We start from the raw sequence: 26,212 nt of genomic DNA, 5'->3' as shown, positions 1-26,212 counted from the left end.
TATTCATGAAGTTTGTTGATAATGGATAAAAAAGAGTTGCGTAAGCAGATAAAGGTTTTAAAAAATCAATATTCCCCGGAACAGAAGGTCGAGATGTCCCGTCCGATTTGGAATGAACTGGAACAAAATGTTTTTTTTAAGGAGGCGCATACCCTTTTGGCGTATTGGTCGATGGATGACGAGGTGTTTACTCATGATTACGTGGTCAAGTGGGCGGGCGAGAAGAGAATTTTGCTTCCTTGCGTGAAAGGGGATGTTCTTGAATTGCGGGTGTTCGAGGGTATGGAATCTTTGAAAGCGGGAGAGTCCTTCGGGATACTGGAACCCGTGGGAGAATTGTACACGGATTACGATTCCATTGATATGATTGTCGTGCCGGGTGTCGCTTTTGACCGGCAAGGAAACCGCTTGGGGCGGGGACGGGGATACTATGACAAGATATTGAAAGAAACTCGCGCGGCAAAGAAGGTCGGTATTTGTTTCGATTTCCAGTTCGTGGAGGAAGTGCCTGTCGATGAGTTGGACGTGCGCATGGATTTGGTTGTACACGGGTAAAGGGCAAGAGGAGGTAAACCTAATACGATAGGTTGTCGGTAGATGTCGTGTAATCTTATAGAGAACCCACTGTAATCCTACCCAAGAACTAGGGTAATAAGTACATGTTGCCGATGTTGCTTTGTATTAATTCCGGTGTTTCTATATTGGAGATAATAGGAACGCCGGGGGAAGAACGGAGCAAGACCGGAGATAGGGTAGGATTACGGTGGGTTCTCTTTAGGCTATGATACAAAAATGGCTGCATCAATTTTGACGCAGCCATTGATTTTCCTTTTTTATGATGATTAAGCTTCTTTCGGAGCTCCTACAGGACAAACGCCAGCGCAAGCCCCGCATGAGATACATTCATCAGCATTGATTTGGTAGTGGTCATCACCCATAGAGATTGCTCCTACCGGGCATTCTGGTTCACATGCTCCACAAGAAATACAATCATCAGTTATTACGTAAGCCATTTCTAAAATTTTTTTTTGTTAATAATGCCGCAAAAATATAATCTATAATTGAAACAAAAAATTTTTTTCAGGATAAAAAGGGTTATTTTCCCTTATTTATACCCATTGTAAAATGGAATAGTCCATAAGGTCTATAAGGTCAGTAAAGTTCATAAGGTCATAGGGGGGGGGCGAGGGCAAAAGCGCTTCAACGCTTTTGCCCTGATTTGAGTTGTGGTTTCGAGAAATATTTTATACCTTTGCGGCGCATTTTAGAGTACGGGGGAATTTTAAACGTGTAATGGGAATGCGGATATGGCTTAGAACCCCGGGGCAACAATCCGTGTTTGAGTAGCACAACAATTTTAGTAATATGCAAGTATTTGAATTAAAAGGAGAAGTAAGAAGCGACGTAGGTAAGAAAGCTACTAAAGCAGTAAGAAACGAAGAAAAAGTTCCGTGTGTTCTTTACGGTGGTGAGTCTAACGTTCATTTCGCTGTAAAAGAGCGGGATTTAAAGAAACTTCTCTATACTCCTAACGTGTATTTGGTGAATCTCGTTCTTGACGGTAAGTCTTATGATGCTGTGATGAGAGATATTCAATTCCACCCGGTATCTGATAAAGTATTACACATTGATTTTTACCAGACGTTTGAGGATAAACCGGTGGTAATTGAAGTGCCTGTTAAGACGACGGGACATGCTGCCGGAGTTCAAGCCGGAGGTAAATTGGCATTGATTACCCGTAAGTTGAAAGTGAAGGCTCTTCCGAAAGCTGTGCCGGATGAAATTACGCTTGACGTTACTTCATTGGGTGTCGGTAAAGCTATCAAGGTACAGGATATCCATATCGAAGGTATTGATATCGTGAACGCGAAGAGTGTTGTTGTCGCTCAAGTGAAATTGACAAGAGCTGCAAGGGCTGCACAAAGCGCTCAATAGTCGTTTGAAAAAGTAGAAAGATGAAATATCTTATTGTGGGATTAGGGAACATTGGTCCCGAATACCAGAATACACGACATAACATCGGATTTAGAGTGTTGGACGCCTTTGCTAAGGCGTCCAATGCTGTTTTTGAAGATATGCGTTACGGGGCAGTAGCCACGGTGAAGTTGAAGGGGCGGACTCTGATACTGTTGAAGCCGAATACGTACATGAACCTTAGCGGGAAAGCCGTGAGTTACTGGATGCAGAAGGAGAAGATTGATTTATCGAATCTTTTTGTAGTTGTCGATGATTTGGCCTTGCCTTTCGGAACAATACGCCTGAGAAGTAAAGGTAGTGACGGGGGGCATAACGGATTGAAGAGTATCAACCAATTGTTGGGAACACAGGCGTATACCCGTTTGCGGTTTGGCATCGGTGACAATTTTCCCAAGGGAAGACAGGTGGATTACGTGTTGGGGGAATGGAGCGATGGAGAGGAAGAGCGATTGCCTGCCATGTTAAAACATTGTGGCGAGGTGATTGAAAATTTTGTTTTTATCGGGGTGGATAAAACGATGAGTCTGTTTAATAATTTACGATTTGAGATTTAAGATTTACGATTTTAAATCGTAAGTTTACAACTTGAGTATTGTAATTTAAAGATATAGACAGTGGAGAAGGTTAGAATAGATAAATGGTTATGGGCAGTCCGGATTTTCAAGACCCGTTCATTGGCTGCCGAGGCTTGTGGAAAGGGACACGTGTCTATCGGGGATGCGCACGTGAAGGCTTCTCGTGAAGTGAAAGTCGGGGACACGGTAAAGGTGCGGGTCCCCCCGATTGAAAGGGAATATCTGGTGAAGCAAGTAACGGATAAACGGATGTCTGCACAATTGGCAGTCGATTTCGTGGAAGAAACCACTCCACAGGAAAGGTTGGATATCCTGCGAGGTACTCACATGCAATTCGAGGCTCGTGATAGAGGAACGGGACGCCCGACAAAACGGGATCGCAGGTTGATTGATAAACTTAAAGAACTTTAAAATTTTAGATTTATGATTTTAGATTTAAGATTAATGTCTTTGAATCATAAATCATAAATCATAAATCATAAATTAGTATGTTGATTGCGCGGGAAAAAAGAAAGAGTAATGTGACTGAATATATTTTGTATATGTGGCAGTTGGAGGATATGCTGAGAGCGATGCAGATGGATATTCGGCAAGTGGAACGGAATGTGGTCAGCCAGTTTCAAGTAGATGAGGACACCCGGAAGGAGATCAGGGAGTGGTATGATAACTTGATTGAGATGATGAAGAGGGAAGAGGTGGTAAAAGGAGGGCATCTACAAGTAGTCAAGAATATGGTGAATGAATTGACGGAGTTGCATTACTACCTGTTGCATGAATCGCAAGATATGAAATACAAGCAATTGTTCATGATGACCGCGAACAATTTGTTGGATTACCGCCGGAAAACTAACTTACCGGAAGAGGTGTCCGACGTGGAATTGGCACTTCATGCTCTTTATGGACATTTGATGTTGCGTTTACAAAAAAAAGAGATAAATTCGCAGACGGCCATGGCTATGGAATCGTTTAGCCGGATGATTGCTTATCTGGCGGCGAAATACAAGGCGATAGAAGAGAATGAAGAAAAGATGTTTGATTAATCACAATAGAATGAAGAGAATATTATTTATCACGATAGCTGTTTTGTTTGTCCTGAACGCACGGGCAGAAGAGGGAACCAAGGAATTTAAACAGAGTTTTCCGGCGGCTTCCTTTAATGAATTGATCGTGTCCAATCGTTACGGGAATATCGATATACGTCAGGAAGGAGAGGAGTTTGCTATTACCGCGAGCGTGTGGGTGGAGGCAAAGAATAAAGCCAAGGTGGATGAAATACTTGAGTATATCGCGATAACAGCCAAGGAGCGGGGAGCGGCATTGAACGTGGAAACCGTGTTTAAAAAGGATATGAGTTTGAAACAGACGTTCTCCGGCGTTACGGTTAGCGTGGATTATCATATTAAAGTTCCGAAAGGAAAGAAGGTGCGTTTATTAAGTACGGATGGCGGCATCTCTATGAGCGATTTCACGGGAGATTTGAGTGTAGAGATCGTGTCGGGAAATTTTAAGGCAAACACGGTGTTGGGTGGCGAGTTTTCTGTGAAGCAATCCAAGGGGGAATTTGAAGTGGAGAAAGTAGCCGTGTTTAATGGTGAATTCAAATCCTGTAAGGTAAAGATTGGTGAGGGTACGGATATGAAATTGGATTGTAATTCCACGGGGTTGCAGTTGATGGAAGCGAATAATCTCACGCTGAAGACTTCCGGGGGTACTTGTTACTTGGGGATGATCGAGAATTTGAGCGGGAATTCTTTTTACACGAAATACGAGGTGCAGGATATCGGCGGTAGCCTATGGATGGATACGCGTTGGGGAGAATTGAACGTGAGGAATATCAATCTTTCATTCTCTTCGGTAGAGGTAAAGAGTTCTTCAACAAAGGTGGGTTTGACTTTCATGGAGGGGTGCGGGTATGCGCTTGAAATCAACAGGAATAAGAATTTGAAAGTTGAGTTACCGCAAGGTGTTGTTTTGGAAACCAAACCGACGACGAATAAAAATGCTGTTTTGGAAACAGGTTTTGTCGGCGATAAGAAGTTTTCGGGAAGAGTGAATTTGAATATGTCGGGGGGAAGTCTTTTTATTCAGTAAAATGTATCAAACACATATATTTCCAAATGGATTGCGCTTGATCCATAATTATGTTCCGAATAAAGCCGCCTATTGCGGGCTGATTATTAACGTGGGAAGCCGGGATGAACAGGCGGGGGAGTTCGGGATGGCTCATTTTATCGAGCACGTTATTTTCAAGGGAACAGAGAAGCGAAAAGCCTATCATATATTGAGCCGTCTGGAAGACGTGGGGGGCGAGTTGAACGCGTACACGACCAAAGAGGATACCTGCGTGTATGCCACGTTTATGGCGAAAGATTACGAGCGGGCGTTGGAGTTGTTTGCGGATATCGTGTTTCATTCCGTTTTTCCGGAGAAGGAGATCGAGAAGGAGAAAGATGTCGTGCTGGATGAGATTAACTCGTACAAGGATAATCCCGGGGAATTGATTTTCGATGATTTCGAGGAGCTGGTTTATTCCGGTTACCCGATCGGGCGGAATATCTTGGGTGACGAGGCTTCCGTGGAACAAATATCCCGTGAAATGGTACTTGATTTCGTGCGACGGAATTATTTCCCGAATCGCATGGTGATCAGTTCGGTGGGAGATATTGCCTTTGACAAGTTGGTGCGTTTGGTGGAGAAGTATTTTGCCGGTTACGAGAGCGGTCCTTCCTTGCAGACACGGGTAAAGCCTGAAATTTATACTCCCCGGTTCGTGGAGTTGGACAAGGATACGCACCAGTGTCATTGTATTATCGGGAATATCGCTTATGATTACACGCAGGATAATCGGTTGGCATTGTCTTTACTGATCAATCTGTTGGGTGGGGCGGGAATGAACACTCGTCTTAATTTGAATATACGGGAACGCCACGGGCTTGCCTATAATATCGAGGCTTCCTATACGCCTTACTCGGACACGGGGATCGCTATGATCTATTTCGGGTGCGACCCGGAGCACGCGGAATGGTGCTTGAGTTTGTGCAAGAAGGAGATGCGCTCTTTGTACGAGGAGAAGTTGGGACCCGTGCAATTGAAGCGTGCGAAGGCGCAAATGGTAGGACAGTTGGCTATTTCTTCCGAGAATTACGAGAATCTGATGTTGTCTATCGGAAAGAGTTTTCTGATCTATGATAAGGTGGACAGTCTGGAAGATATTTACACCCAAGTGGATGAGATTACGTCGGAAGTATTGTTGCAAGTGGCGAAAGACATATTTGATATAGAAAAGCAATCGATTTTATTATATAAATAGGAGGTTGTATGTTGGAACTGAACGCAGAATTGGAGCAATATATTTTGGCACACAGCGAACCGGAGAGCGACGTGTTGGCTGAGTTGTCCCGTGCGACTCATCTGCAAGTGTTGCGCCCGAGAATGTTGTCGGGAAACCTGCAAGGGCAATTTCTGAAGATGATGTGCAAGATGCTCGGTGCCCGGAGGGTGTTGGAGATCGGGACTTACACGGGGTATGCGGCGATTTCTATGGCATACGGTTTGGCGGAAGGGGGCGTGGTGCATACGATTGACGTGAATGACGAATTGGAGGATTTCACACGAGGGTTTATCGAGAAAAGCGGCTTGCAGGAACGTGTCGTTTTTCACGTGGGAGATGCTTGCGAGATTATTCCCCGTCTGAATGAAACTTTTGATTTGGTGTTTATTGACGCGGATAAAAGGGAATACTCGGAATATTATCGTCTGGTATTTGATAAAGTCCGGGTGGGAGGGTTAATCATTGCTGATGACGTGTTGTGGGATGGTAAAGTCGCCGATCCTAATGTGAAACCGGATGCCCAAACGAAAGGTATTCTGGATTTTAACGATATGATACAAGCTGACCCCCGGGTGGAAAATCTATTACTTCCTATTCGGCATGGGTTGATGGTGATAAGAAAATCTGAAATCTGAAATCTAAAATCTAAAATTAAAAGCTATCTTTGTTCAATCATCCGATTGAAAGTTGGAATGTGCATTTTCAATTTTCAATTTTCAATTTTCAATTATTATGAAGCAGTACTTAGATTTGTTGGATAGAATTTTGAAAGAGGGGACTGTAAAAGAAGACCGCACGGGTACGGGGACTATCAACGTGTTCGGACACCAGATGCGTTTCAACTTGGAAGAGGGTTTCCCCTTGTTGACCACGAAGAAATTACACTTGAAATCTATTATATACGAATTGCTGTGGTTCCTGCAAGGTGACACGAACGTGAAGTATTTGCAAGAACATGGCGTGAAGATTTGGAATGAATGGGCTGACGAGAACGGAGATTTGGGACATATCTACGGTTATCAATGGCGTTCATGGCCTAAAGCTGACGGAACTTTCTTGGATCAGATCACGCAAGTCGTGGAAGGAATAAAGAATACGCCTGATTCGCGGCGGCTGATCGTTAGTGCATGGAATGCTGGAGATATCGAGAACATGGCATTGCCGCCTTGTCATGCCTTGTTTCAATTTTTTGTGGCGGACGGTAAGCTTTCCTGTCAACTCTATCAACGGAGTGCGGATACATTTTTGGGGGTACCTTTTAATATCGCTTCTTATGCCCTGCTGACCATGATGATCGCACAGGTTTGCGGTTTGAAGCCCGGTGAGTTCGTGCATACGTTGGGTGATACTCATATTTATTTGAATCATATTGAACAGGTAAAATTGCAATTATCGCGTGAACCTCGTCGTTTGCCCCGTATGGTAATCAACCCGGAGGTGAAAAGTATCTTTGACTTTCAATACGAGGATTTCGAGTTGCAAGGCTATGATCCGCATCCGCATATAAAGGGGGCGATATCTGTTTAATTGAAAATTGAAAGTGGAAAATTGAAAATGAAATCATTTACGGTTAAAAATGGGTTAGTGGGAGAAAATCGTAAATTTAAAATGTAAAATTAGAATGGTTTTATCAATTATAGTAGCTGCGGCAGAGAATAATGTTATCGGTAGGGATAATGGGTTGGTGTGGAGGTTGTCGGCTGATTTGAAACGTTTTAAAGCGTTGACAACGGGACACACGATTTTGATGGGACGCAAGACTTACGAGTCCGTGGGGAAGGCATTGCCTAACCGGAGAAATATCGTGATTTCACGGAACCCGGATTATAAAGCGGAAGGTTGTGAGGTCGTTCGGAGTGTGGAGGAGGCTTTGGAATTGACAAAGGGGGAAGATGAGGTTTTCGTGACCGGAGGAGGTACTATTTACAAGGAATTGTGGGGTAAGGCGGATCGATTGTATCTTACTGTCGTGCATCAGGAGTGCGAGGGGGATACGTTAATTCCTTCTGTGGATCCGAATCAATGGAAAGAAGTATTCCGGGAAGCTCACGAGGCGGACGAGAAGAACGAGTTTGATTACACCTTTATTAATTACGAGCGGATAAAGTAATGGATTACCGGATCAACCCGAAATACAAATCACTGGAGAAAGCCATTCTTGATATTCCCCGTCGATTCGAGGTGGAGGGGGAGGTGATCGAGGATAACCGGAATGTAATCAAAATACTGGATGTGGAAGGGGTGCGTGTGAACGTGAAATCATTCAAGGTGCCGAATGTAATCAACCAATTTGCTTACGCGTATATCCGGAAAGGGAAGGCTCAACGTTCTTATGAATATGCCAATTTGTTCCGGGAAAAAGGTATCGGGACGCCCGAACCGGTGGCGTATATCGTGAAACGGAATGCGTGGGGGGTTACCCGGAGTTATTATATTTCTTTGCAGGTGGACTATGATTATTTGTTTCGGGATTTGCGGGAGAAACGTCCGGCTGATCTGGAATTTATATTGAGAGAGTTTACCCGATTTACACATTATTTTCATTCACAATCAGTCTATTTCGTGGATCATTCCCCGGGCAACACGTTAATAAAGCGCACGAGTAATGGTATGGAATTTAGCTTGGTTGATTTGAATCGGGTGAAATTCATGCATATATCTCCATTCGTGGGGTTAAAGAATTTCTATCGGTTGAATGCTACGGATGATATGATAGAGATTATCGCGGATGAATATGCCCGTTTGACTCATTCGGATTCCAAGGAGATGATTCGTTTGCTCAAGGAATGGACTCATGCTCATGATGAACGGGTGCGTAAGCGGAAAGAGAAAAGAAATAAGGTGCGTTCTAACGCACCCTCTAGTCTGTAAGGTCCGTAAAGTCCATAAGGTCGAACCTCCAGTTCCTAAAGTCGAAAAAAAATGATTTGGATTGTTCCCGGGTATATTTTTGACCTTCTGACTTTATAGACTTTACGGACTTTATGGACTAGAGTGCGTTTTATGCCCTCTTAATTTTCCCGAATTTCTTGATACTCGTGTATTTTCGCCAAAGATTTAATTTCCGTTTTGCTGGCACCCCGTGGCGAGCGATATAATCCCGTGCGGCTTCAAGCATCCGATGTCCGACTTTGCCGTCGAGATAGGGATCGTAATTTTCAATGATCCATTTGCGTTTGGCGATATATTCTTCGTCGTGTAATACTTTTTCCAAAGCCTCGGGGAGTTCTTCCGGGTTTTGTATGTCTAGCCAATAGATGTCTTTCGCTATGGTCTTGTAGGTGATAACCGGTTTATCCAGTAGTAGAAACTCGTAAACGGTGGAAGAGGTATCGCTGATCATCACGTCGGACATGATCTGGTATTTCGTGATATTGTGATCTTCTACCCAAAGCATATTGTCGTGTTGCGCGGCAAGCTCTTTGTACTCCTGCATCCACTCGGCTTTTGTCAAGGGATGGAATTTCAAGATTAATAGCACGTCTTTCTCTTTTGCCAATTTTACTAACCCTTCTTTGATGAAAGGCAGCGAGGTCAGTGACGGTGAAAAAGTCGGGGCATACAGCACGAGTTTGTTTTTACCGTGTTTTTCCAGCAACGCTTTTTTCTCGGCATCGAAAGTATGAAGATTTTCGTAAATCCAATCTTGACGAGGCCAGCCTGTTTCCACGACTTCGAAATCCTTGTATTTCTTGGCAAGAGCGGTGAAGCCTTTCGTGAATAAGGGACCTTGGGTAAAATACGTGTCGAAATAGCGGCGTATGACCCAATGGTCTTTCTTTTCAGTTGCGTAACCGTGGAATATTTGTATTTTCACTCCCGGCAGGTAATAAGGCACGATATTGCAGGGGACAAAGATGGCTTCGGGGGAGAAATCATAAATCTCTTGGATGCTGTTTGTCCATTTTACTTCGTCCTTTAACGGAAATTCGGGGATGTTTTTTTCTTGAACAAACCACAAAATGGAGTGTCCCCCTTCTCTGTTTGCTTCTGCTTCGATAGGTTGCAGAATATTGATGGCGTATTTTTGCTCACAGAATAATACGATGCGCATTACTGTAGATATTTAGGTATTCGATTGATAGCGTCTTGAAAATCTTCCACGGTGTCGAGTTCCATGGAGAAATAGTTACTCGTGTCCACGGGATAAAAATAGTGTCCTCGCGTGATCAGGCGTTCGAAAGCAAGTTCGTAGAATACATTATCCTGTCCCTCGTTTACGATCATTTGTTCCAATTCCGTGTAGAGAGCTGAAAGATAAGCGTTCGATATTTTTTCGATACCGATAGATTCGCCGATAGCTTTCTCGATGGAACAGGTTTTGCTGATCTCCGTGATTTGATTCTTCTCGTTCACGATGACTTTGATTTCTTCCTCGCCCAGTTTATGGCTGTCTAATGCCAGACAGTCATTATACGGGGCGTCCTGTAAAGTTTTGATCATATGCGGGTCGTACAGAATATCACTGTCCAGCAGGATGATTTCTTTTTCTTGCAGAACTTCCGGTTTTGCCAACCATAACGAGTATATATTGTTGGTTGACGCATAGACTTCATTGTAAATGAATCTCACGGGGAGATTCGGATAGATCGTTTGCACGAAATTTTCGATCATCTCTTTTAAATAGCCCGTGACAATCACAATTTCATCGATACCGTTGACTAACAGACCGTCGATAGCTCTTTGCAGTAGGGTGCGATTGCCGATTTTTAGCAAACATTTCGGGCGGTCGTTCGTGAGAGGGCGTAATCGGGAAGCAATTCCCGCGGCGAGGATAACAGCTTTCATACGTTTCTTTAAAAAACAGAACCACATGACCGGTCTGTCATGTGGTTCTGTATATGGAATTATTTAGAATTTAGCATAACTTCTTTGATCGTATCTATGACCAAGCGATTCTGTTTTTGAGTTCCCAAGGTGATACGCATATGGGTATTGATGTCTTCCTCGTTCATGAATTTGACAATCAATCCTTTTGCTTTTAAGGCTTCTTGAAGTTTAGCTTTCATGGCAATAGGATATTTCACAAGAATAAAGTTGGCTTCTGATTTATACACTTTGAAGCCGTCGAGCACGTTTAATTCTTTCATGTATAATTCCCGGTCTTCTGCCATCAAGTCTGCTATATGTTGATAGTAGTCACTTGCCTTGAACACGGCAACTCCAATTTCTTCCGTGATTCGGTTGTAGCCGAGATATTTCGTACTATAGTTCAAGAACACGGATAAGTCTGCGCCCATGAAAGCGAATCCAAGACGTAAACCCGGCAGTCCGTAAAATTTGGATAGCGTGCGGATTATCAAAAGATTCGGGAATTCTTCAATCAACGGTTTGATATAGCTGGTATCCTTGTTCGCGAAAGAAGCGTAAGCTTCGTCAATCACGATCACCGTTTCACGGGGAATGAAAGAAAGTATCTCATGTAATTCTTCCTTTGTCAAAGAGTTGCCCGTCGGGTTATTGGGGGATGCCATAAGCACCATTTCCGGCTTTTCTTTTTCTACCGATTCGCGAATACTTTGAATATCGTACTTGAAAGTGTTGCCTTCCTCGAACAACGGGTAAAAAATGGTTCTTCCGTTTACTTCGTCGGCGATGGATTTGTAGTACCACCACGAGAACTTAGGAATAAGCAGCGTTTTTTGTTTCGTACCGCCAGCCAAGAAACAGTGTACCACTTGTTTCAGAATGTCTTCACCCCCGTATCCTAGGATTACTTGTTTTTCCGGAATCCCGTACAATTCAGAGATGTAATCGGATAGAATGCTTTTTTTACCCTCGTCGTAAATGCGGGTGTAGAAGCATAATTTATTCGGATCAAAGTTTTTCAGCACTTCGCCGATTTCGGGTGCCGGTCCGTAATTGTATTCATTACGGTCGAGGTAAGTTATTTCTTTCTTCATCAATACAATAAATATATCTTAGACTTTTTTATTCGTCCGGTTTGTTTATAAATAGATATCAATAAACGATCCTTTAATGATAGCCAAAAGTAACTAATTTTTGGAGTATCTCCTACAAACCATTTTTATTTTTTTGTGCTAGTAATCAGTTACTATCATAATATCATGGAATTGTGGTCGTATGCCTTGGAGGAAAATTAAATAACGATCATTTTTTTAAACTAAAATATGGTGTTGAAAATGCAGGTTTCTGTTATTGTTTCTACTTATAATCAGCCGGAATGGTTAGAAAAAGTATTATGGGGATATAATATACAAAGTTTTAAAGAATTTGAGTTGATTGTCGCGGATGATGGATCCGGTAAAGCTACGCGGGAAGTATTGGAACGGTTGACTCCCCGGCTATCTTACCCGCTAAAGCACGTGTGGCATGAGGATAGAGGATTCCGAAAATGTGAAATATTGAATAAAGCGATTTTGGCGGCGAGTACGGATTATTTGGTTTTTACTGATGGAGATTGTATCCCGAGGAATGATTTTATCGAGAAGCACATGAAATTCAGGAAGAAAGGGTACTTCCTTTCAGGTGGGTGTCGCAGGTTGTCGATGGATACTTCCCGTGAGATACATTTGCGGGATATCGAGTCACAGGCTTGTTTTAATATCCGCTGGCTAAAACAGCATGGGATGAGAAATTCTTTCCGTAATAATAAATTGACTCGTTCTTCTTTTAAAGCCTTTCTCTTGAATTTCTTGACAACAACGAAGGCTACATGGAACGGGGGCAACGCTTCCGGCTGGCGGGAGGATATTATCCGGGTGAATGGTTTTGACGAGAGAATGGAGTATGGCGGAGAGGATCGGGAGTTCGGGGAAAGATTGGTAAATGCCGGAATCCGGGGATTGCAAATACGTTATTCGGCTATTTGCTTGCATCTGGATCATGCACGGGGCTATGTGAATGAGAGTGCCTTGCGAAAAAATAAAAAGATTCGGAAGGATACCGTGTGTTTAAAACATGTCCGGACAAATTTTGGAATAGTAAAATCCGAAGATTCGATTTGTTAAATATCTAATCGTGTGTTTTATTGTTCAAAATTGGAATACTTTTTGCTATATTTGTAAATGTAACAAACCATAAAGAGCGGGACATGGTATTTGCAGAATTAAGTTATCAAATTTTTGAGAGGGCAACCTTGTGTTATCATGTGGCTGATAGCACGGATGCCGACATCAAGAATCCATACAAGTTAGAATCTATAGAGTATTATCTGTTCCAAAAGAATTGGGTTGATGCTATTCAATGGCACTTGGAGGATATCATACGCGATCCGGATATTGAGCCTGAATTTGCATTGCAAATCAAGCGTCGAATTGACGAGTCGAATCAAAAACGTACGGATTTGGTGGAGTTGCTGGATGAATATTTTTGGAAGAAGTATGAAAATGTGATCTTGTTGCCTCATGCCACGATAAACACGGAAAGTCCGGCTTGGGCTTTAGACCGTTTATCTATTTTGTGTTTGAAGATATATCACATGGAACAGGAAACGCAACGGGTAGACGTGAGTCAAGGGCACGTGCGTAGATGTGAGAATAAAATGCATATATTATTGGAACAGAAACGTGATTTGATTGTTGCAATCGATCTGTTACTGGAGGATATTGAAGCCGGGAGAAAATACATGAAAGTTTACAAGCAGATGAAAATGTATAACGATCCGGAATTGAATCCTGTATTATATGGAAAAGAGATTTCACGATGCGTGTAAGAAAAGTTTTGGTGATTCGCTTCCGGCGGATAGGCGATGCCGTGTTATCTGTTGTGATATGCAGCACGATAAGGAAGAGTTTTCCTGAGGCGGAGATCCATTATGTCGTGAATGATTATCTGGAACCTTTATTTCAAGATCACCCGGATGTTGACCGGGTAATCACGTTTTCCAGTCGGGAAAACGATCATTTTTTCACGTACGTGAAGAAAGTCTTCCGGTTGATGCGCGAAGAACATTATGACGTGATCGTAGATACTCGCTCCACGTTGAAAACATTATGGTTTAGTATTCTCTCTCCGGGAACAAAATATCGTATCGGTACGCGGAAATATTATAATCTTTTCTTTCATAATTACCGGATAAGGAATCATCAAGATGAAAGTTTGGATGAAGTATCCCGTAATTTGTTGTTGGTTAAGCCGCTGGAGAAAGAAGCACCTTTGGTGTATGATGCGGATTTTCGTTTGCAAGTAACGGAAGGAGAAAAGGAAGAATTTAAAAGATACATGATCGAGCAAGGGATTGATTTTTCCCGTTTGGTTATATTATGTACCCCTTTTACCCGCGTGGTGGATAAAAAGTGGGATATCCGGAAGATGAAGGAAGTGTTGTCCCGTTTGGTCTGGAAATACGATGCTCAATTGATTTTTAATTACTCGAAAGAAGAGAAAGCGGATGCTTTAAGTTTATTTGATGAAATGGGACAGGACAAGCATATCTTCGTGAACGTGGAAGCTGATACATTGCGGAAGTTGGTAGCCATGATCTCGTTATCTGATTTCTTTTTCGGGAATGAAGGCGGTCCTCGTCATATGGCGCAGGCTTGCGGAGTTCCCGGTCTGGCTATATACCCGCCTTGGGTGAACATGCAAAAGTGGCTGCCTTCCCGTGACGAACGCTATCAAGGGGTGAGTCCTTTGGATTTTATGCCTGAATCGGAAAGGGGTATGCTTTCGGATAAAGAGATATTCGATCGTCTTACCGAAGATCAGGTGTGGGGGCGGTTGGATTCCATGTTAAGAAAAATGATGAAGGATATTTAGATACCGTATTATTCATTATCTTTGGTGCCGTAATTGTGGTAAGTAAAATGAATAATATGAAGAATGTATACGTGATAGGGGTTTTCGACCTGTTTCATTTCGGTCATGTCGAGTTGCTAAGACGCGCGAGGGCGTTAGGTGATCGTTTGATCGTGGCTATTAATGGAGATGATATGGTTGCTTCTTACAAACGCAGGCCTTTTTTGTCCGAGCATGATCGACTGGAAGTCGTGAAAGCGTGTCGTTACGTGGACGAGGCTTTTATCATTCGGGAATACGATAATAAAGAATATATCAAGAAATACGGGATTAATGTTATCGTGCATGGTGATGATTGGGATGGAGAGGGGTATCTGAAACAGATTCGGGTGACACCGGAATTTCTGGAAGAGCATCATGTGGAGATGGTGTATTTACCTTACACGAAAGGAATAAGCACGTCGGAATTGGTTGAAAAGATAAGAAGCACGAAATAATGTATTCTAAAATTATAAATGTACCCATAGTTCTTGAGATCGGGGAGAATATTTTCATTCATATGGATGAGATATTGCAGCGTAATCATATTTTTTTCAAGGAGAAAATTTTAGTGACCTCCCCGGAGTTGAAAGAACTTTACAAACAGCAGATAGAGCAATTATCGTTTGATGAGATCATGCTTATTCAAGGCGGTTCTTATGAAGAAGCCCGCAAGGTGATGGGAAATATCACAAATAAGGATGCACTTTTGGTTGCTTTCGGGGGCGGAAGTGTTATTGATGCCGTGAAAATGATTTCGAACGACTTGAATCTAAGTTATATTACAGCACCTTCCACGTTGTCAAACGATGCCATTTATTCACCAATCGCTCGGCTTGTTCAAAACGGGAAAAAGCAAAGTTTCGGGGTAAAGGCTCCGTTAGGTATTATAGCGGATATTGAGATTATAAGGAGATCGCCTAGAAAATTGTTATTGGCAGGGGTGGGGGATTTGGTGTCTAATGCCAGTGCCGTGAAGGATTGGAGATTGGCGAATGCGGAAAAAGGCGAATATATTAATAATTTCGCTTTGACTTTGGCAACTCTCAGTGGTAATTCCGTGATGTCTTACACGATAGACGATATCGGAACGAATCGGTTTATCGGGGATCTGGCGAATGGACTGGTGATTTCGGGATTGGCGATGGTATTGGCGAATAGTTCACGTCCGGCGAGTGGTGGGGAACATCTGGTCAGTCATGCGATTGATGATCTTTACCCGATGCGAACGACTTTACACGGGTTGCAAGTGGCTTGGGGGCATTTGTTGTTAGAACGGGATTATCGCCAAGATGATGATGACTTCGAGAAATTGCGGCTATTCTTTGACCGAATGAAGATCACAGACGAATTGGAGCATGACCTTCACTTTTCGAGTGATGAGATCGCTCGGATTATTGCCCGGGCAAAAACTATCCGGGACAGATACACGATTTTATCTAAATTTTAGCCAGTTCTAAAAGTTTGTCCGCTATTCTTTCGGAAACTTTTCCGTCAACTTCTCCGACGACATAACGGGATAATTCTTCTCGCTTGGTTTTATTTTTGTCCGGATTTGCTAAGTTTTCACGGACATATTGTACCATTTCCTTGTAGTTTTTCGGGGTATCCCCGACTTCCCACAAGTAGAATTTCGAGATATCCAGTCGTTTGCGCACCTTGTGTGGGAATAATCTGTCTATCGGGCGATAGTGTAGAAACATATTGATGATAGCAGGTTTACCTACCCCCGAAAATTCAAATACCGCACTTGACATATCGGAAATCAATAAGTCTGCGGCATGAAGAAACGGAAGAATATTGGTTTCGTTGAAATTTGCCAGATACACGTTGGGTGAGGTTGCCCATGTTTGTAACAGGTGTAAATCTTTCCGGTATTTTTTACGCAGGAAAAGATGTGAATGCGGTTTTAAAATAATGTTGTATTCGGCAAAGTCCTCGGGGAATTTCTTTCCCATTTTCAACACGGAAGAGGGATAGAATGTCGGGGCGTAAAGTATTGTTTTTTTGTTGATATCCAAGTGGCGTTCTTGAAGAAATTTTTTCCGGTCATCGTCTGTCAACTTGAAATAGTTGTCCAGTTTGGAATAACCGGAAACATAAAAGATTGATTTTTTCTCGGGATAGAGTTCGAGCAAGTATTCTTCCAAGAATTTGCCATCAAGGAAACGTACATCGACTTCATTAAGTCCCGGTTCGATATTCATAGTCTTACCGCCCCATACTCCATGATTAATAAAAGCGGATTTATTGAATTGTGTATGTATATGGTGAGGAGTATTCCCGAACACGAGCGTGTTACAGAAACAATCTTCTTCTTCAAGTATATAAGTGAAGTTATTTTGCTTGCAATAATTGATAGATTCTTCCCTTTGGTTTATCTCATCACGATCTCTTGTCTTTGGAATAATCACGACATAGGGAACTTCACGTTTGATAAGTTCTCTGATAACGGGTTCAAATTGCGGAGAGTAGTATAATTTTTCGAGATAGAAGCCAATCACGTAGGTTTTCATACACTTTTGCTGTTAATAAACGATCGTTTAATAGGATACAAATATACAGCATTTTTGTATCCTATCCTCGTTTTGGTTGATATTTTTTATGCGCTAGTAATTAAGTGTTTACACTTTTGCAAGAATAATAGCGAACGATATATCTGTTAATATCATTAAACGATCCTTTATTGATTGTTTAAAATCAGCTGTAAACTAATAGAAACATTAATTTTATTTATCAATGTTACGAACATCTCTTATTGTATCCACTTATAATAGACCATGTGCTCTTGCGTTGTGTTTGGAAAGTGTTAGAAGGCAGAAACAACTCCCTGATGAAGTTATTGTTGGTGATGATGGCTCGAGAGATGATACAAGAATTTTGATCGAGAGCTTCCAGAAAGATTTTCCTGTACCGTTGTTACATATATGGCAAGAGGATAAAGGATTTCGTTTAGCACAATGTCGTAATAAGTGTATCGCGAAAGCCAAATATGAATATATTATTCAGATCGATGGGGATATTATTTTGAACCCTTATTTTGTTGCAGATCATATTGCATGTGCTGAGGAAGGATGTTATATAAAAGGTGGACGGGTGAATATTATGGAATCTAGAACGGAGCAATTATGCAAGGACAGAACGTACACTTCTTTGGGATTCTTTTCTCGTGGATTGACGAGAAGAGAGAATTCGATTCGTTGCTTGTCACTAGCTAAATATCTTGCTCCTCGTCGAAAGACGCGTCCCGGGTTGGGGTGTAATATGTCCTTCTGGAAGAAGGATTTAATTCAGGTGAATGGGTATGATGAATATTATGTAGGTTGGGGTGGTGAAGATTATGATTTGAGTATACGTTTACAGAATATTGGTCGTCAAAAATTAGCGTTAAAATTTGCGGCTATTGGATTTCATTTGTGGCATGAAGATAAATACATGGATAATAAAGAAAAGAATTTTAATTACTATTTTGACAAAGTGGCAGAGAAGGCAACTTGGTGTGAATGTGGAGTAAGCCAATATTTGAAAGAAGATACACAAGAAGAAGCGTGATGAAAAGTTTTTTATATTATTTGGAACATCGTTTCCGACTTGTGAAGTATCAACTACGTTTTCGGAAGAAACAAAAGGCATTGGGTTTTATTCTTGATATAAAATCAACGGATGAAACCTTGGATAAAATATTGCGGGACCATTGTTCTGTCAGTCGGTATGGTGACGGGGAATTAAATCTTATACGTGAAAAAGGGAATGGATTTTGTCGTTATAATTCTTCTTTGGCGGAAAGATTGCAAGAAATATTAATTACCGAAATTCCCAATCATATTACTTGTTTGCCTTACGCTCTGGTGTCACGGGAGAATTTGAATCTACGCACGAAAGTTTTTTGGTTAGGCTATTTTATCAAGGCACATGATGTTTTTGCCCGTAATCTGAAACCTGAAAAAGTGTATTATGATGCTTCATTTACACGTTTTTATTTCGCGTATAAAGACAAAAGCGTGTGTAAAGGATATCTGGAAAAAATCAAACAGATTTGGTCGAATCAGGATGTGCTTCTGGTTGAGGGAGAATATAGTCGTTTAGGTGTAAATAATGATCTTTTTGAAGGTGTACGTTCGTTACAGCGTATTTTGTGTCCCGCAAAAGATGCGTATGAAAAATACGATGATATTTTGAATATGACGGTCAAGCATGGAGATAAAAAATTAATTCTTGTTGCATTGGGACAAACGGCAACTGTATTGAGCTATGATCTGGCGAAATTGGGGTATTGGGCGATTGATATCGGGCATGTGGACGTTGAGTATGAATGGTTTTTGCGTGGGGCGAAAGATAAAATTCATATTAATGGGAAATATGTCAATGAAGCTAAAAATAATACTTCTTACAGGGAGAGAATCTGTAATGATGGTTATGAAGCAACGATTATAGAACGAGTATCGGAATCACCACTTTGAAGTTATATAATATGAAGAAAGTGCAGGAGATATTTTTTCTGGCAATGGGAGGCTTATTAGGGAGCGTGGGTATATTGTATGGGATGACATTTCATTATTTTCTTCTTTTTGTAGTTATCTTCTTCGCATTCTCGAACTGGAATTCTTGTATCGAAAAAGTGAGGAGCGGGAAGGATTATATTTTGGTATTTATTGTATACTTGTTGTATATCTCTTTGCAAACCATATTTTTGAATGCCGGGGTAAATGATAAGGCTTATTTCGGAATATTTGAAACTATATCACTCAATTTTATTTTAGTACCTGTTTATGTGGTAACATTGAGAGAGATAATGACTCCTCGATTATTGAAACAGTTCCTTTTTTTATTTTGTGCCGGGTGTGTGTTGTTGAATTTGTATATCGTGTTCTATCTTGTGGGAAAAGAAGCGTTTACGGATATGCAATCAACTATCGAGTTTTTGTATACAAGTCGTTTCGGTGATAATAAAATGTCGCTTTTAGGAGGAAGTTTATTATTGGAACCACAGGCGTTTACTATTGCTTTGACTGCATTAATTTCATATATAATGATTTTTATTGAACGTCGGTGGGAAATGAAAATTTTGTGCGGGATGATGTTGTTGTTATTATTTTTTTTTCTGTCATTTACTGTAACGAAAGCCGGGTTGTTAGCATTTGCGGCTGGTTTTGTACTCGTAAATATTTATATCCTAAAAAAAAGAACATGGCGAATGCGTTTGACGCTATTAGCTTGTGTTTTTTTGTTTGTTTCCGGCGTATTCGTGTTTGATGGCTTTAGGGAAAAGTATAAAGAAAGGACAGGTGAAATTATTGTAGAACTGGGGAATATCAAACATGGCATATACTTGGGCGGGACAATAGCGCCTCGGGTCGGTTTTATTCGAGAGGCGTATATACATGTTGATGAATTCGCTTTTGGGGGATTGGGTGTGTATGCTAAAAATAGAGTGAAAGAATGGTTTAAAAATTCCGATGCAGGACTTGGTGAGTTTAGGAATGTGCATAATACATTTTTACATTATTGGATACAGGGAGGAGTGTTTGGTTTGGCAATCATGATATTTCTTTTTGGATCTCCATTTTACATGATGATAAGAAATAGAAGGTTCTCATATTTGATTGCTTCAATGATGGTTGTCATTATTATAACAAATGGTTCAACTATCCTGTTGGATCTGAATAATTCACGGTTTATAATTGTGTTATTACTTTCTATGTTTTATTACTATGGAGATACTTTTCGGCAAATAGAAAAGGCTATTACCCGGTAAATTCATTTAGGAAGCAATTTTTTATCGTCCTGATATTATAAAGAGAATATATCTTGTATATTTGTATGCCGAATGTATAATATGAGTTGGATGGTGAAGTTTCAGAAATATTTTTTTCTTTCTGTTGCTTTCCTGTTGGGAAGTATTATACCCTTGTATGGTAATGTTTTCAACTTCCTATTGTTGATATTGGTTATATTCATGTTATGGAAGCGGAAAAGCAAAGTGTGGGAGAGTTTACTGGCGGAACGATTGTATATCGGGGTGAATGTTGTATTTTTGCTTTATTTTATAGTACACACCGTGGCTGTATTATTGAAAGGAAATCTGATAGCGGAGCCTAGTTATGGGACGTTTGAGGCTTTAATACTTAATTTTGTGTTAATTCCGGTGTGGGTTGCGACGTGGCGAGAATGGATTACTCCCGGCTTGATTAAAAAATTCCTTTTGTATTTCTGTTCGGGGTGCTTGTTGCTAAATATATATATATTATTTCTTGTGGTTGGAAACAAACTATTTACATCTCCGGGTGAGGCCTTGGAATATTTGTATAACAATCGTTTCGGAGAAAATAGATATGTATTAGGAAGTAAATATTGGTTAGAAGTTCAAGCGATGCTTTTAGCTGTTTCTGCATTGGTTGTTTATTTCTTACTAATAATAGAAAAAGCGTGGAAAAAGAGAGGACTTTTGTTGTGTATGTTTGGGGTGCTTGTGGTGTTTTTGTCCTTTACCGTCACTAAATCTGCTATATTGGGTTTCTTGTTAGGTTTTATCGTGATGAATTTTTATTTGTTTCGAAAACTTTCTTTCAAGCGACAATTTTTGTTTGTTGGCGGTGCTTTGGTTTTCGTGTTGAGCTTAACTTTATTGATGGATTTAAATAAATATGAAGAACGGATACATGAAGTGGGAATTGAGGTGCAAAATGTACGTGAAGGGAAGTTTGTAGGTGGAACAGTTGCTCCGCGGCTTGCGTTTATAAAGGAGAGTTTCAGGCACTGGGATGAGTTTGCCTTGTGGGGGTTAGGTGTAACTACAAAACATCGAATAAAGGCATGGTATGAAGCTTCGGATTTGAATATTGCGGTTTTTAATAATGTGAATAATACTTTCCTTCAATATTGGATTACGGCAGGATTGGTAGGTTTAGCTGTCATGATCTTTTTGTTTTTTGCACCACTTTATCGAATGATTAAAAGAAAGAGGTTTTCATTCTTAATCCTGTCTGTATTATTGGTCTTTCTTGTTGTCAGTAATTCGTGTGTCACTTTATCGTGGGCAAATTCACGGGCATTGATGTTGATATTTCTTGCCATGTTTTATTTCTACGGGGATATGTTCTCCCAATTAGAAAACGATATTCCCCAAGAAGAAAAGCCTTCTATTTGATTAGCTTTCCTTTGCGGCTGAGTTTAATCGTGAAGCCGAAATTGTCTTTGAAAAGTTTGCCCAAGTCGCTGTATAAGCCTGTTTCTATTGTAAACGGTAATTTGCGGAAAGGAAGAGTCACTTCCAATGCACCGGAGAACTGATCTTTATTGAATTTGTTTCCGTATGTTCCGTAGTTTTTTGAATACGAGAGTAATAATTTGTAAGGAGTTGTTTGCCATGCCATACCTTTTATCCCGATGTGGTGTCCAATGATACGGTTATTGATGATTCTAGTAAGGTTATCGCTTAAACCGGGTGTCATGAACGGGCTGCCGATAACTTGTCCGTATAGAGTCCATCCGTTGGCGTATTCACTGTTATTAAAATAGTTATCACATCCCCCGAGTACTTTCCTCCCGTAGAAATGACTGTTCGGGTCTTGTTTCGCTATTTCTTCCGGTGTTGCAGGTCTGTCATGGCGAGAGCCGGATTGATATTTGGTATAATAGAATTCATATATGACATCGGATATCCATTGTTGCGGATTTTTTGAACCGTAATAGAAACAATAAGTTCCGTCCGGGAAGGAGCGAAAATCTGTCCCCGAGCCATCTTCGAAAGGGATATCGTGGTAAAATGATAATATGTAATTATCTGCTAAGTAATTAATTCTTAGATATTCTCGTCCCAAATGATTCCCCAAGGCATTGATAGAATCGCTGGTTGTGGCTCCCGCACCGCCGCCATCGGCAAAAATGATGCGGCCGTAATCACTGAAAGAGCCGGGTTGTTTTCCTAGAGTGGGATGTTTGCCAGCCCATTGTGCCCAGTGTTCCAATCCGGCAATGATTTCCCATCGGTGATGAGGGGTGATTTTCACGTAAAGAGATTTGTTGTGCAAGCGAATGTCTTTCACGTAACTATTGTCAATCATCATATAATCAGCCCAATTAAATTGGAAAGCGATGATTCCTTTTGTGCCGGGAATATCTATAAAATCACTTCTAAGGTTATAACCCGGGAAAGTTCGGGAATTTCCGGAACGGACAAAATCCCCGTTGCTGGAAGAAACACCGTTATATTTTTCTTCCGGTTGAATCATGCCCAGATCGAGCCGAAGTTTACGCCAGCGGGCACTTACAAAAAGTTGGTCTAAAATAATTTTATTTCCCGGATTGGAGAGATATCCCCCCGCGGATACGCCATAGGCGAATTGAATCTTGTGTTTGTTCGTGAAATCGGAATAGAGTCCCAGTTCCAATAAGGTTCCGTTCCCGTTAGGCATAAGTCCATACCGATTGCTGACAGCCCAAAAGGGTAATGTCTTCTGTGTGGAAGCGAATCCCGATAAAGATGCGTTATAAACTACATCTCGTTTTTGTCCTTGGCCTGAAAAAGAAAACAGGACTACAAGGATACATACCCAAAAAATCCTCATGTCGCCGATTTATGCACGTCTATTATTAATCTTCAGCGACAAATGTATCTCTTTCTAGCCTAAAAGGCGTCGTTCGATCAAAGAAATATCTTCTTTATAGGTTAATTTAACATTAGAAGGCGAGCCTTGGATAATTTTGATAGGAATCTCCGGTAAATAGCGTTTTACGACACCACAATCGTCCGTGCTGAAAAAACAGGGATCTGTAAGTGCTTTATTATAAGCTCCTCGCAACGTGTTTGCTAGGAAGCCTTGTGGCGTTTGTACTTGAAATAGGGTAGAACGATCGGGGATGGCGTTCACGAATTGTTTCGTGGCATCACTTTGCAAAATGGTATCAGTGGCAGGAATGGCTGTCGTGCAGGCTTCACAATTGTCGAGAGCCTCAATCGTGTCACTGATCATTTGTTGGGTGACTAATAATCGCACGGCATCGTGAATGATGAATTTGCAATTCGTGTCTTGATAGGCGTTTAAGGCGGCTAAAGTGGAATGGTAACGTTCTTTGCCACCCGGGATAATCATTCTTACTTTGCCAAATCTTTCCTTGGTAACAATCTCTTGAGTTTCATTCAAGTAATCTTTATGGACAACAATAATGATTTCGTCAATAAGTTCGTTTTGCTCGAATACTCCGAGTGTATGAGCCAATACTGTTTTCCCTGCAATGGTGATAAATTGCTTCGGGAGTTCGCTGCCTAATCGTCGACCGGAACCACCGGCCAGAATTACTCCAATGCTCTTCATTATAATTGAAAATTGAAAATGTGAGTTTCTCAATCTTTAAGAGGTTTGACAAAGGTAGATTTAATCGGCAATTATAGAATCCGTTAATTCGAATTCCAGTTCGCCGCCGTTTATGATTTCATCATGCGTAATCCATGTGCGATCCAAGGGGTCTCCGTTCAATAAAACTCTTTTCACGTAAATGTATTGATCGTTTTCCCTATTGGCTTTTATCACGAAACGGCGATCTTGCCCGAGTTTGATAATTACTTTCTTAAATAAGGGCGTCCCTAACTGGTATTTGGTGTCACAAGGATTGACCGGATAGAATCCTAGGGCAGAGAATACATACCACGCGGACATTTGACCACAATCCTCGTTACCGCACAGACCGTCGGGACGATCCGTGTAAAGTTCCCGGCGAATTTTGTCTATATAGTATTGAGTCTTGTATGGTTTGTCCGTGTAATTGAACAAATAAGTCACGTGGTGAGAAGGTTCATTTCCTTGGGCGTATTGTCCGATTAATCCGCTGATGTCGGGAGAAGCGTTGCTGCCCTCGATGACGGAAGGCAGGGTGAACAAGCTGTCTAATTTTCGGGCGAAAGCTTCTTTGCCGCCGTGTAAAGAGATAAAGCCGTCGATATCATGGGGAACAAACCACGAGTATTGCCAAGCATTTCCTTCCGTGTAATCGTCGTTGCGATGCGTGGACGAGAAAGGGGAGAAAGGAGTTCTCCAACTGCCGTCTGCTAATTTGCCCCGCATCAATCCGGTTGAAGGATCGAAGAGGTTCTTGTAATTTTTAGATGATTCCATGAAAAAGAGATAATCGTTTTCTTTCCCCAAGGCTTTTGCCATTTGCGCGATACACCAGTCGTCATAAGCAAATTCAAGGGTTTTGGATACTGATTCTTTTTCCAGATCACACGGGATATAATTGTATTCCCGGAAAAGTCCCAGTCCGTGTCCTTTGGAAAGGGATGTTTCTTTCATCGCCTCGTATGCTTTTTCCACGTCATACCCCCGGATTCCTTTTAAATAGGCTTCCGTGATAACCGGAATGGCGTGATTGCCTATCATGCAGTGGCTCTCGTTACCCATTAGTTCCCAGTTAGGTAACAACCCGTGAATCTCGTAATGCCGGATGAAAGAGTTGATCATATCATTCACCCGATCTTTTTGAGTAATGGTAAAGAGAGGGTGTGATGCCCGGAATGTATCCCACAAGGAGAATACCGTGTATTGATTTTCTTTCCCCACGCTATGAATTTCTCCGTCCGGTCCTTTATAATTCCCGTGTGCATCAGAGAACAAATAAGGGGCAAGGTACGCGTGATAGAGAGCCGTGTAGAATGTGCGTGTTTCCTCTTTTGTGCCGCCCTCGACTTTGATACGCGATAAAGCCCGTTTCCATTGTTGCTTGGCTTCTCTGCGCACTTTATCAAAGCTCCAGTGCGGGAGTTCTTGATCAAGGTTTGCCGCAGCTCCCTCGCAGTTTGCAGATGAAATGCTGACTTTGACCAATATTTTGTTGGTTACCGTACCGAAATCAATCCATGCATATCCTTTATCGGAAACGATTTTTTGTCCGTTTCTCAATAATTGCAACGTGTCAACACCCGCCCAGACGTCAACATCCTGCGAGAATTCCATGAAAAAATAGACATTGTGTTCCCGTGCCCAACCGGTGGATTTTCGATAGCCTTGTATCGTGCGGTTATTGATTTTCTTGATAGAGGTCATTACCGTGCGATCCCAATTTCTTGCCGTGGTTAAATCCAGTGTCAGCCCGTGGATAGCATTAGACGGGTATTGATAGGCGTGCATTCCACAACGGTTGGTGACCGATAATTCGGTTTTTATACCGTTGTCGAAAGTTACGCTATAATATCCGGGTTCGGCTGTCTCGTTGGCATGAGAGTATTTGGCGTATCCGGAAGTGATGAAGTCGATGGCTTTTTCTCCCGGTCGCGGGCGTCTTGTGACGGGTAGAAGTCGGATATCCTGCAAATCGCCGATTCCGGTCCCGCTTAAATGTGAATGTGAGAACGAGGATATGATACTATCACTGTAATGATAGCCGGAACACCACTCCCAACCGCTGCGCGGATTATCCGGGCTCAGTTGAATCCCCCCGAAAGGTACTGCCGCACCGGGGAAGCAATGTCCTTGTCCGGCAGTCCCGATAAATGGATCAACGTAGTCCGTTACTCGTGTTTCTTTTTCTTTTCGACAGGATGTAAAGAACCCGGTAAAACAAAGCAGGAGTAGAAGGAGTCGTGTTTTCATGATAT

The 26,212-nt window shown here is 41.6% G+C and carries 28 protein-coding genes; 20 read left to right on the top strand and 8 right to left on the bottom strand.

What is annotated here, in order from left to right; all coding sequences use genetic code 11:
- The first annotated feature begins 21 nt into the window (after positions 1-21).
- Positions 22-555, top strand: coding sequence for a 5-formyltetrahydrofolate cyclo-ligase (locus Q5866_RS07460; RefSeq protein WP_186978205.1), 534 nt, complete (start codon positions 22-24; stop codon positions 553-555).
- A 287-nt stretch (positions 556-842) separates the two neighbouring features.
- Here the strand turns inward: Q5866_RS07460 and Q5866_RS07455 are convergent, their stop codons facing one another.
- Positions 843-1,013, bottom strand: a complete 171-nt coding sequence (locus tag Q5866_RS07455) for a DUF362 domain-containing protein (RefSeq protein ID WP_186978203.1) — start codon at positions 1,011-1,013, stop codon at positions 843-845.
- Positions 1,014-1,365: 352 nt separating this feature from the next.
- Here Q5866_RS07455 and Q5866_RS07450 point away from each other — a divergent pair, with 352 nt between their 5' ends.
- From Q5866_RS07450 to Q5866_RS07405, 10 genes are all read left to right on the top strand, one after another.
- The gene (locus Q5866_RS07450; protein ID WP_186978200.1) at positions 1,366-1,935 is read left to right on the top strand and encodes a 50S ribosomal protein L25/general stress protein Ctc; all 570 of its coding nucleotides are present in this window, start codon (positions 1,366-1,368) and stop codon (positions 1,933-1,935) included.
- Positions 1,936-1,955: 20 nt separating this feature from the next.
- Positions 1,956-2,531: an aminoacyl-tRNA hydrolase gene (gene pth / locus Q5866_RS07445; RefSeq protein WP_186978198.1), complete on the top strand. Its 576-nt coding sequence runs from the start codon at positions 1,956-1,958 to the stop codon at positions 2,529-2,531.
- Positions 2,532-2,591: 60 nt separating this feature from the next.
- Positions 2,592-2,963, top strand: a complete 372-nt coding sequence (locus tag Q5866_RS07440) for an RNA-binding S4 domain-containing protein (protein ID WP_303179734.1) — start codon at positions 2,592-2,594, stop codon at positions 2,961-2,963.
- Positions 2,964-3,040: 77 nt separating this feature from the next.
- The gene (locus Q5866_RS07435) at positions 3,041-3,592 is read left to right on the top strand and encodes a DUF4924 family protein (RefSeq protein ID WP_303179733.1); all 552 of its coding nucleotides are present in this window, start codon (positions 3,041-3,043) and stop codon (positions 3,590-3,592) included.
- 10 nt (positions 3,593-3,602) lie between these two features.
- The gene (locus Q5866_RS07430) at positions 3,603-4,643 is read left to right on the top strand and encodes a hypothetical protein (protein WP_186978192.1); all 1,041 of its coding nucleotides are present in this window, start codon (positions 3,603-3,605) and stop codon (positions 4,641-4,643) included.
- A gap of 37 nt (positions 4,644-4,680) precedes the next feature.
- On the top strand, positions 4,681-5,862 hold the full coding sequence (locus tag Q5866_RS07425; protein ID WP_255469615.1) for a pitrilysin family protein: 1,182 nt from the start codon (positions 4,681-4,683) through the stop codon (positions 5,860-5,862).
- Between the two features lie 8 nt (positions 5,863-5,870).
- Entirely contained in the window at positions 5,871-6,518 is a 648-nt protein-coding gene (locus Q5866_RS07420) for an O-methyltransferase (protein WP_186978188.1), read from the top strand.
- A gap of 97 nt (positions 6,519-6,615) precedes the next feature.
- Positions 6,616-7,410, top strand: a complete 795-nt coding sequence (locus Q5866_RS07415; protein ID WP_186978186.1) for a thymidylate synthase — start codon at positions 6,616-6,618, stop codon at positions 7,408-7,410.
- A 94-nt stretch (positions 7,411-7,504) separates the two neighbouring features.
- Entirely contained in the window at positions 7,505-7,993 is a 489-nt protein-coding gene (locus tag Q5866_RS07410) for a dihydrofolate reductase (RefSeq protein ID WP_186978184.1), read from the top strand.
- On the top strand, positions 7,993-8,754 hold the full coding sequence (locus tag Q5866_RS07405; protein WP_186978182.1) for a Kdo domain containing protein: 762 nt from the start codon (positions 7,993-7,995) through the stop codon (positions 8,752-8,754). The genes Q5866_RS07410 and Q5866_RS07405 overlap by 1 nt, the downstream gene beginning before the upstream one ends.
- A gap of 130 nt (positions 8,755-8,884) precedes the next feature.
- Here the strand turns inward: Q5866_RS07405 and Q5866_RS07400 are convergent, their stop codons facing one another.
- The 3 genes from Q5866_RS07400 to Q5866_RS07390 are packed head-to-tail and all read right to left on the bottom strand — an operon-like array spanning position 8,885 to position 11,786.
- Entirely contained in the window at positions 8,885-9,937 is a 1,053-nt protein-coding gene (locus Q5866_RS07400; protein ID WP_099294191.1) for a CDP-glycerol glycerophosphotransferase family protein, read from the bottom strand.
- Positions 9,937-10,671 (bottom strand): phosphocholine cytidylyltransferase family protein, encoded by a 735-nt coding sequence (locus Q5866_RS07395; RefSeq protein ID WP_303179732.1) that lies wholly within the window; start codon positions 10,669-10,671, stop codon positions 9,937-9,939. Before Q5866_RS07395 ends, Q5866_RS07400 begins: the two co-directional genes overlap by 1 nt.
- Before the next feature lie 59 nt (positions 10,672-10,730).
- A complete protein-coding gene (locus Q5866_RS07390) occupies positions 10,731-11,786 on the bottom strand; it encodes a histidinol-phosphate transaminase (protein ID WP_186978177.1) in 1,056 nt (351 codons plus the stop codon).
- A 228-nt stretch (positions 11,787-12,014) separates the two neighbouring features.
- Here Q5866_RS07390 and Q5866_RS07385 point away from each other — a divergent pair, with 228 nt between their 5' ends.
- From Q5866_RS07385 to Q5866_RS07365, 5 genes are all read left to right on the top strand, one after another.
- Positions 12,015-12,854, top strand: a complete 840-nt coding sequence (locus Q5866_RS07385; RefSeq protein WP_222621213.1) for a glycosyltransferase family 2 protein — start codon at positions 12,015-12,017, stop codon at positions 12,852-12,854.
- An 83-nt stretch (positions 12,855-12,937) separates the two neighbouring features.
- Positions 12,938-13,558 (top strand): DUF4254 domain-containing protein, encoded by a 621-nt coding sequence (locus tag Q5866_RS07380; protein WP_186978175.1) that lies wholly within the window; start codon positions 12,938-12,940, stop codon positions 13,556-13,558.
- Positions 13,549-14,604 carry a glycosyltransferase family 9 protein gene (locus Q5866_RS07375; protein ID WP_186978173.1) on the top strand — a complete coding sequence of 352 codons (1,056 nt, stop codon included), beginning with the start codon at positions 13,549-13,551 and terminating at the stop codon, positions 14,602-14,604. Before Q5866_RS07380 ends, Q5866_RS07375 begins: the two co-directional genes overlap by 10 nt.
- A gap of 56 nt (positions 14,605-14,660) precedes the next feature.
- Complete coding sequence (locus Q5866_RS07370; protein WP_099294185.1) at positions 14,661-15,080, top strand: adenylyltransferase/cytidyltransferase family protein; 420 nt, start codon at positions 14,661-14,663, stop codon at positions 15,078-15,080.
- Entirely contained in the window at positions 15,080-16,072 is a 993-nt protein-coding gene (locus Q5866_RS07365; RefSeq protein WP_186978171.1) for an iron-containing alcohol dehydrogenase, read from the top strand. The genes Q5866_RS07370 and Q5866_RS07365 overlap by 1 nt, the downstream gene beginning before the upstream one ends.
- Here Q5866_RS07365 and Q5866_RS07360 read toward each other — a convergent pair.
- Complete coding sequence (locus Q5866_RS07360) at positions 16,062-17,138, bottom strand: CDP-glycerol glycerophosphotransferase family protein (protein ID WP_303179731.1); 1,077 nt, start codon at positions 17,136-17,138, stop codon at positions 16,062-16,064. The genes Q5866_RS07365 and Q5866_RS07360 overlap by 11 nt on opposite strands.
- 223 nt (positions 17,139-17,361) lie before the next feature.
- On the opposite strand from Q5866_RS07360, the gene Q5866_RS07355 reads away from it, so the two are divergent.
- The 4 genes from Q5866_RS07355 (at position 17,362) to Q5866_RS07340 (ending at position 21,769) form a co-directional block, all read left to right on the top strand.
- A complete protein-coding gene (locus Q5866_RS07355) occupies positions 17,362-18,174 on the top strand; it encodes a glycosyltransferase family 2 protein (RefSeq protein ID WP_099294179.1) in 813 nt (270 codons plus the stop codon).
- A complete protein-coding gene (locus Q5866_RS07350) occupies positions 18,174-19,082 on the top strand; it encodes an SP_1767 family glycosyltransferase (RefSeq protein ID WP_227216728.1) in 909 nt (302 codons plus the stop codon). Before Q5866_RS07355 ends, Q5866_RS07350 begins: the two co-directional genes overlap by 1 nt.
- A gap of 416 nt (positions 19,083-19,498) precedes the next feature.
- Positions 19,499-20,377: an O-antigen ligase gene (locus tag Q5866_RS07345; RefSeq protein WP_303179730.1), complete on the top strand. Its 879-nt coding sequence runs from the start codon at positions 19,499-19,501 to the stop codon at positions 20,375-20,377.
- A gap of 498 nt (positions 20,378-20,875) precedes the next feature.
- The gene (locus tag Q5866_RS07340) at positions 20,876-21,769 is read left to right on the top strand and encodes an O-antigen ligase (RefSeq protein ID WP_303179729.1); all 894 of its coding nucleotides are present in this window, start codon (positions 20,876-20,878) and stop codon (positions 21,767-21,769) included.
- Here the strand turns inward: Q5866_RS07340 and Q5866_RS07335 are convergent.
- Genes Q5866_RS07335 through Q5866_RS07325 form a run of 3 tightly spaced genes read right to left on the bottom strand, consistent with a single transcriptional unit; the run spans position 21,762 to position 26,207 of the window.
- The gene (locus tag Q5866_RS07335) at positions 21,762-23,189 is read right to left on the bottom strand and encodes a capsule assembly Wzi family protein (RefSeq protein ID WP_303179728.1); all 1,428 of its coding nucleotides are present in this window, start codon (positions 23,187-23,189) and stop codon (positions 21,762-21,764) included. The two genes, Q5866_RS07340 and Q5866_RS07335, sit on opposite strands and share 8 nt — an antisense overlap.
- Positions 23,190-23,243: 54 nt before the next feature.
- Complete coding sequence (ispD, locus tag Q5866_RS07330; RefSeq protein ID WP_099294169.1) at positions 23,244-23,936, bottom strand: 2-C-methyl-D-erythritol 4-phosphate cytidylyltransferase; 693 nt, start codon at positions 23,934-23,936, stop codon at positions 23,244-23,246.
- A gap of 60 nt (positions 23,937-23,996) precedes the next feature.
- A complete protein-coding gene (locus tag Q5866_RS07325; RefSeq protein WP_303179727.1) occupies positions 23,997-26,207 on the bottom strand; it encodes a GH92 family glycosyl hydrolase in 2,211 nt (736 codons plus the stop codon).
- Between the last annotated feature and the right edge of the window lie 5 nt (positions 26,208-26,212).

This window comes from uncultured Butyricimonas sp. (genome assembly GCF_959596855.1).
Lineage (GTDB): Bacteria > Bacteroidota > Bacteroidia > Bacteroidales > Marinifilaceae > Butyricimonas > Butyricimonas muris.
This window is presented reverse-complemented; position numbering and strand designations above follow the sequence as displayed.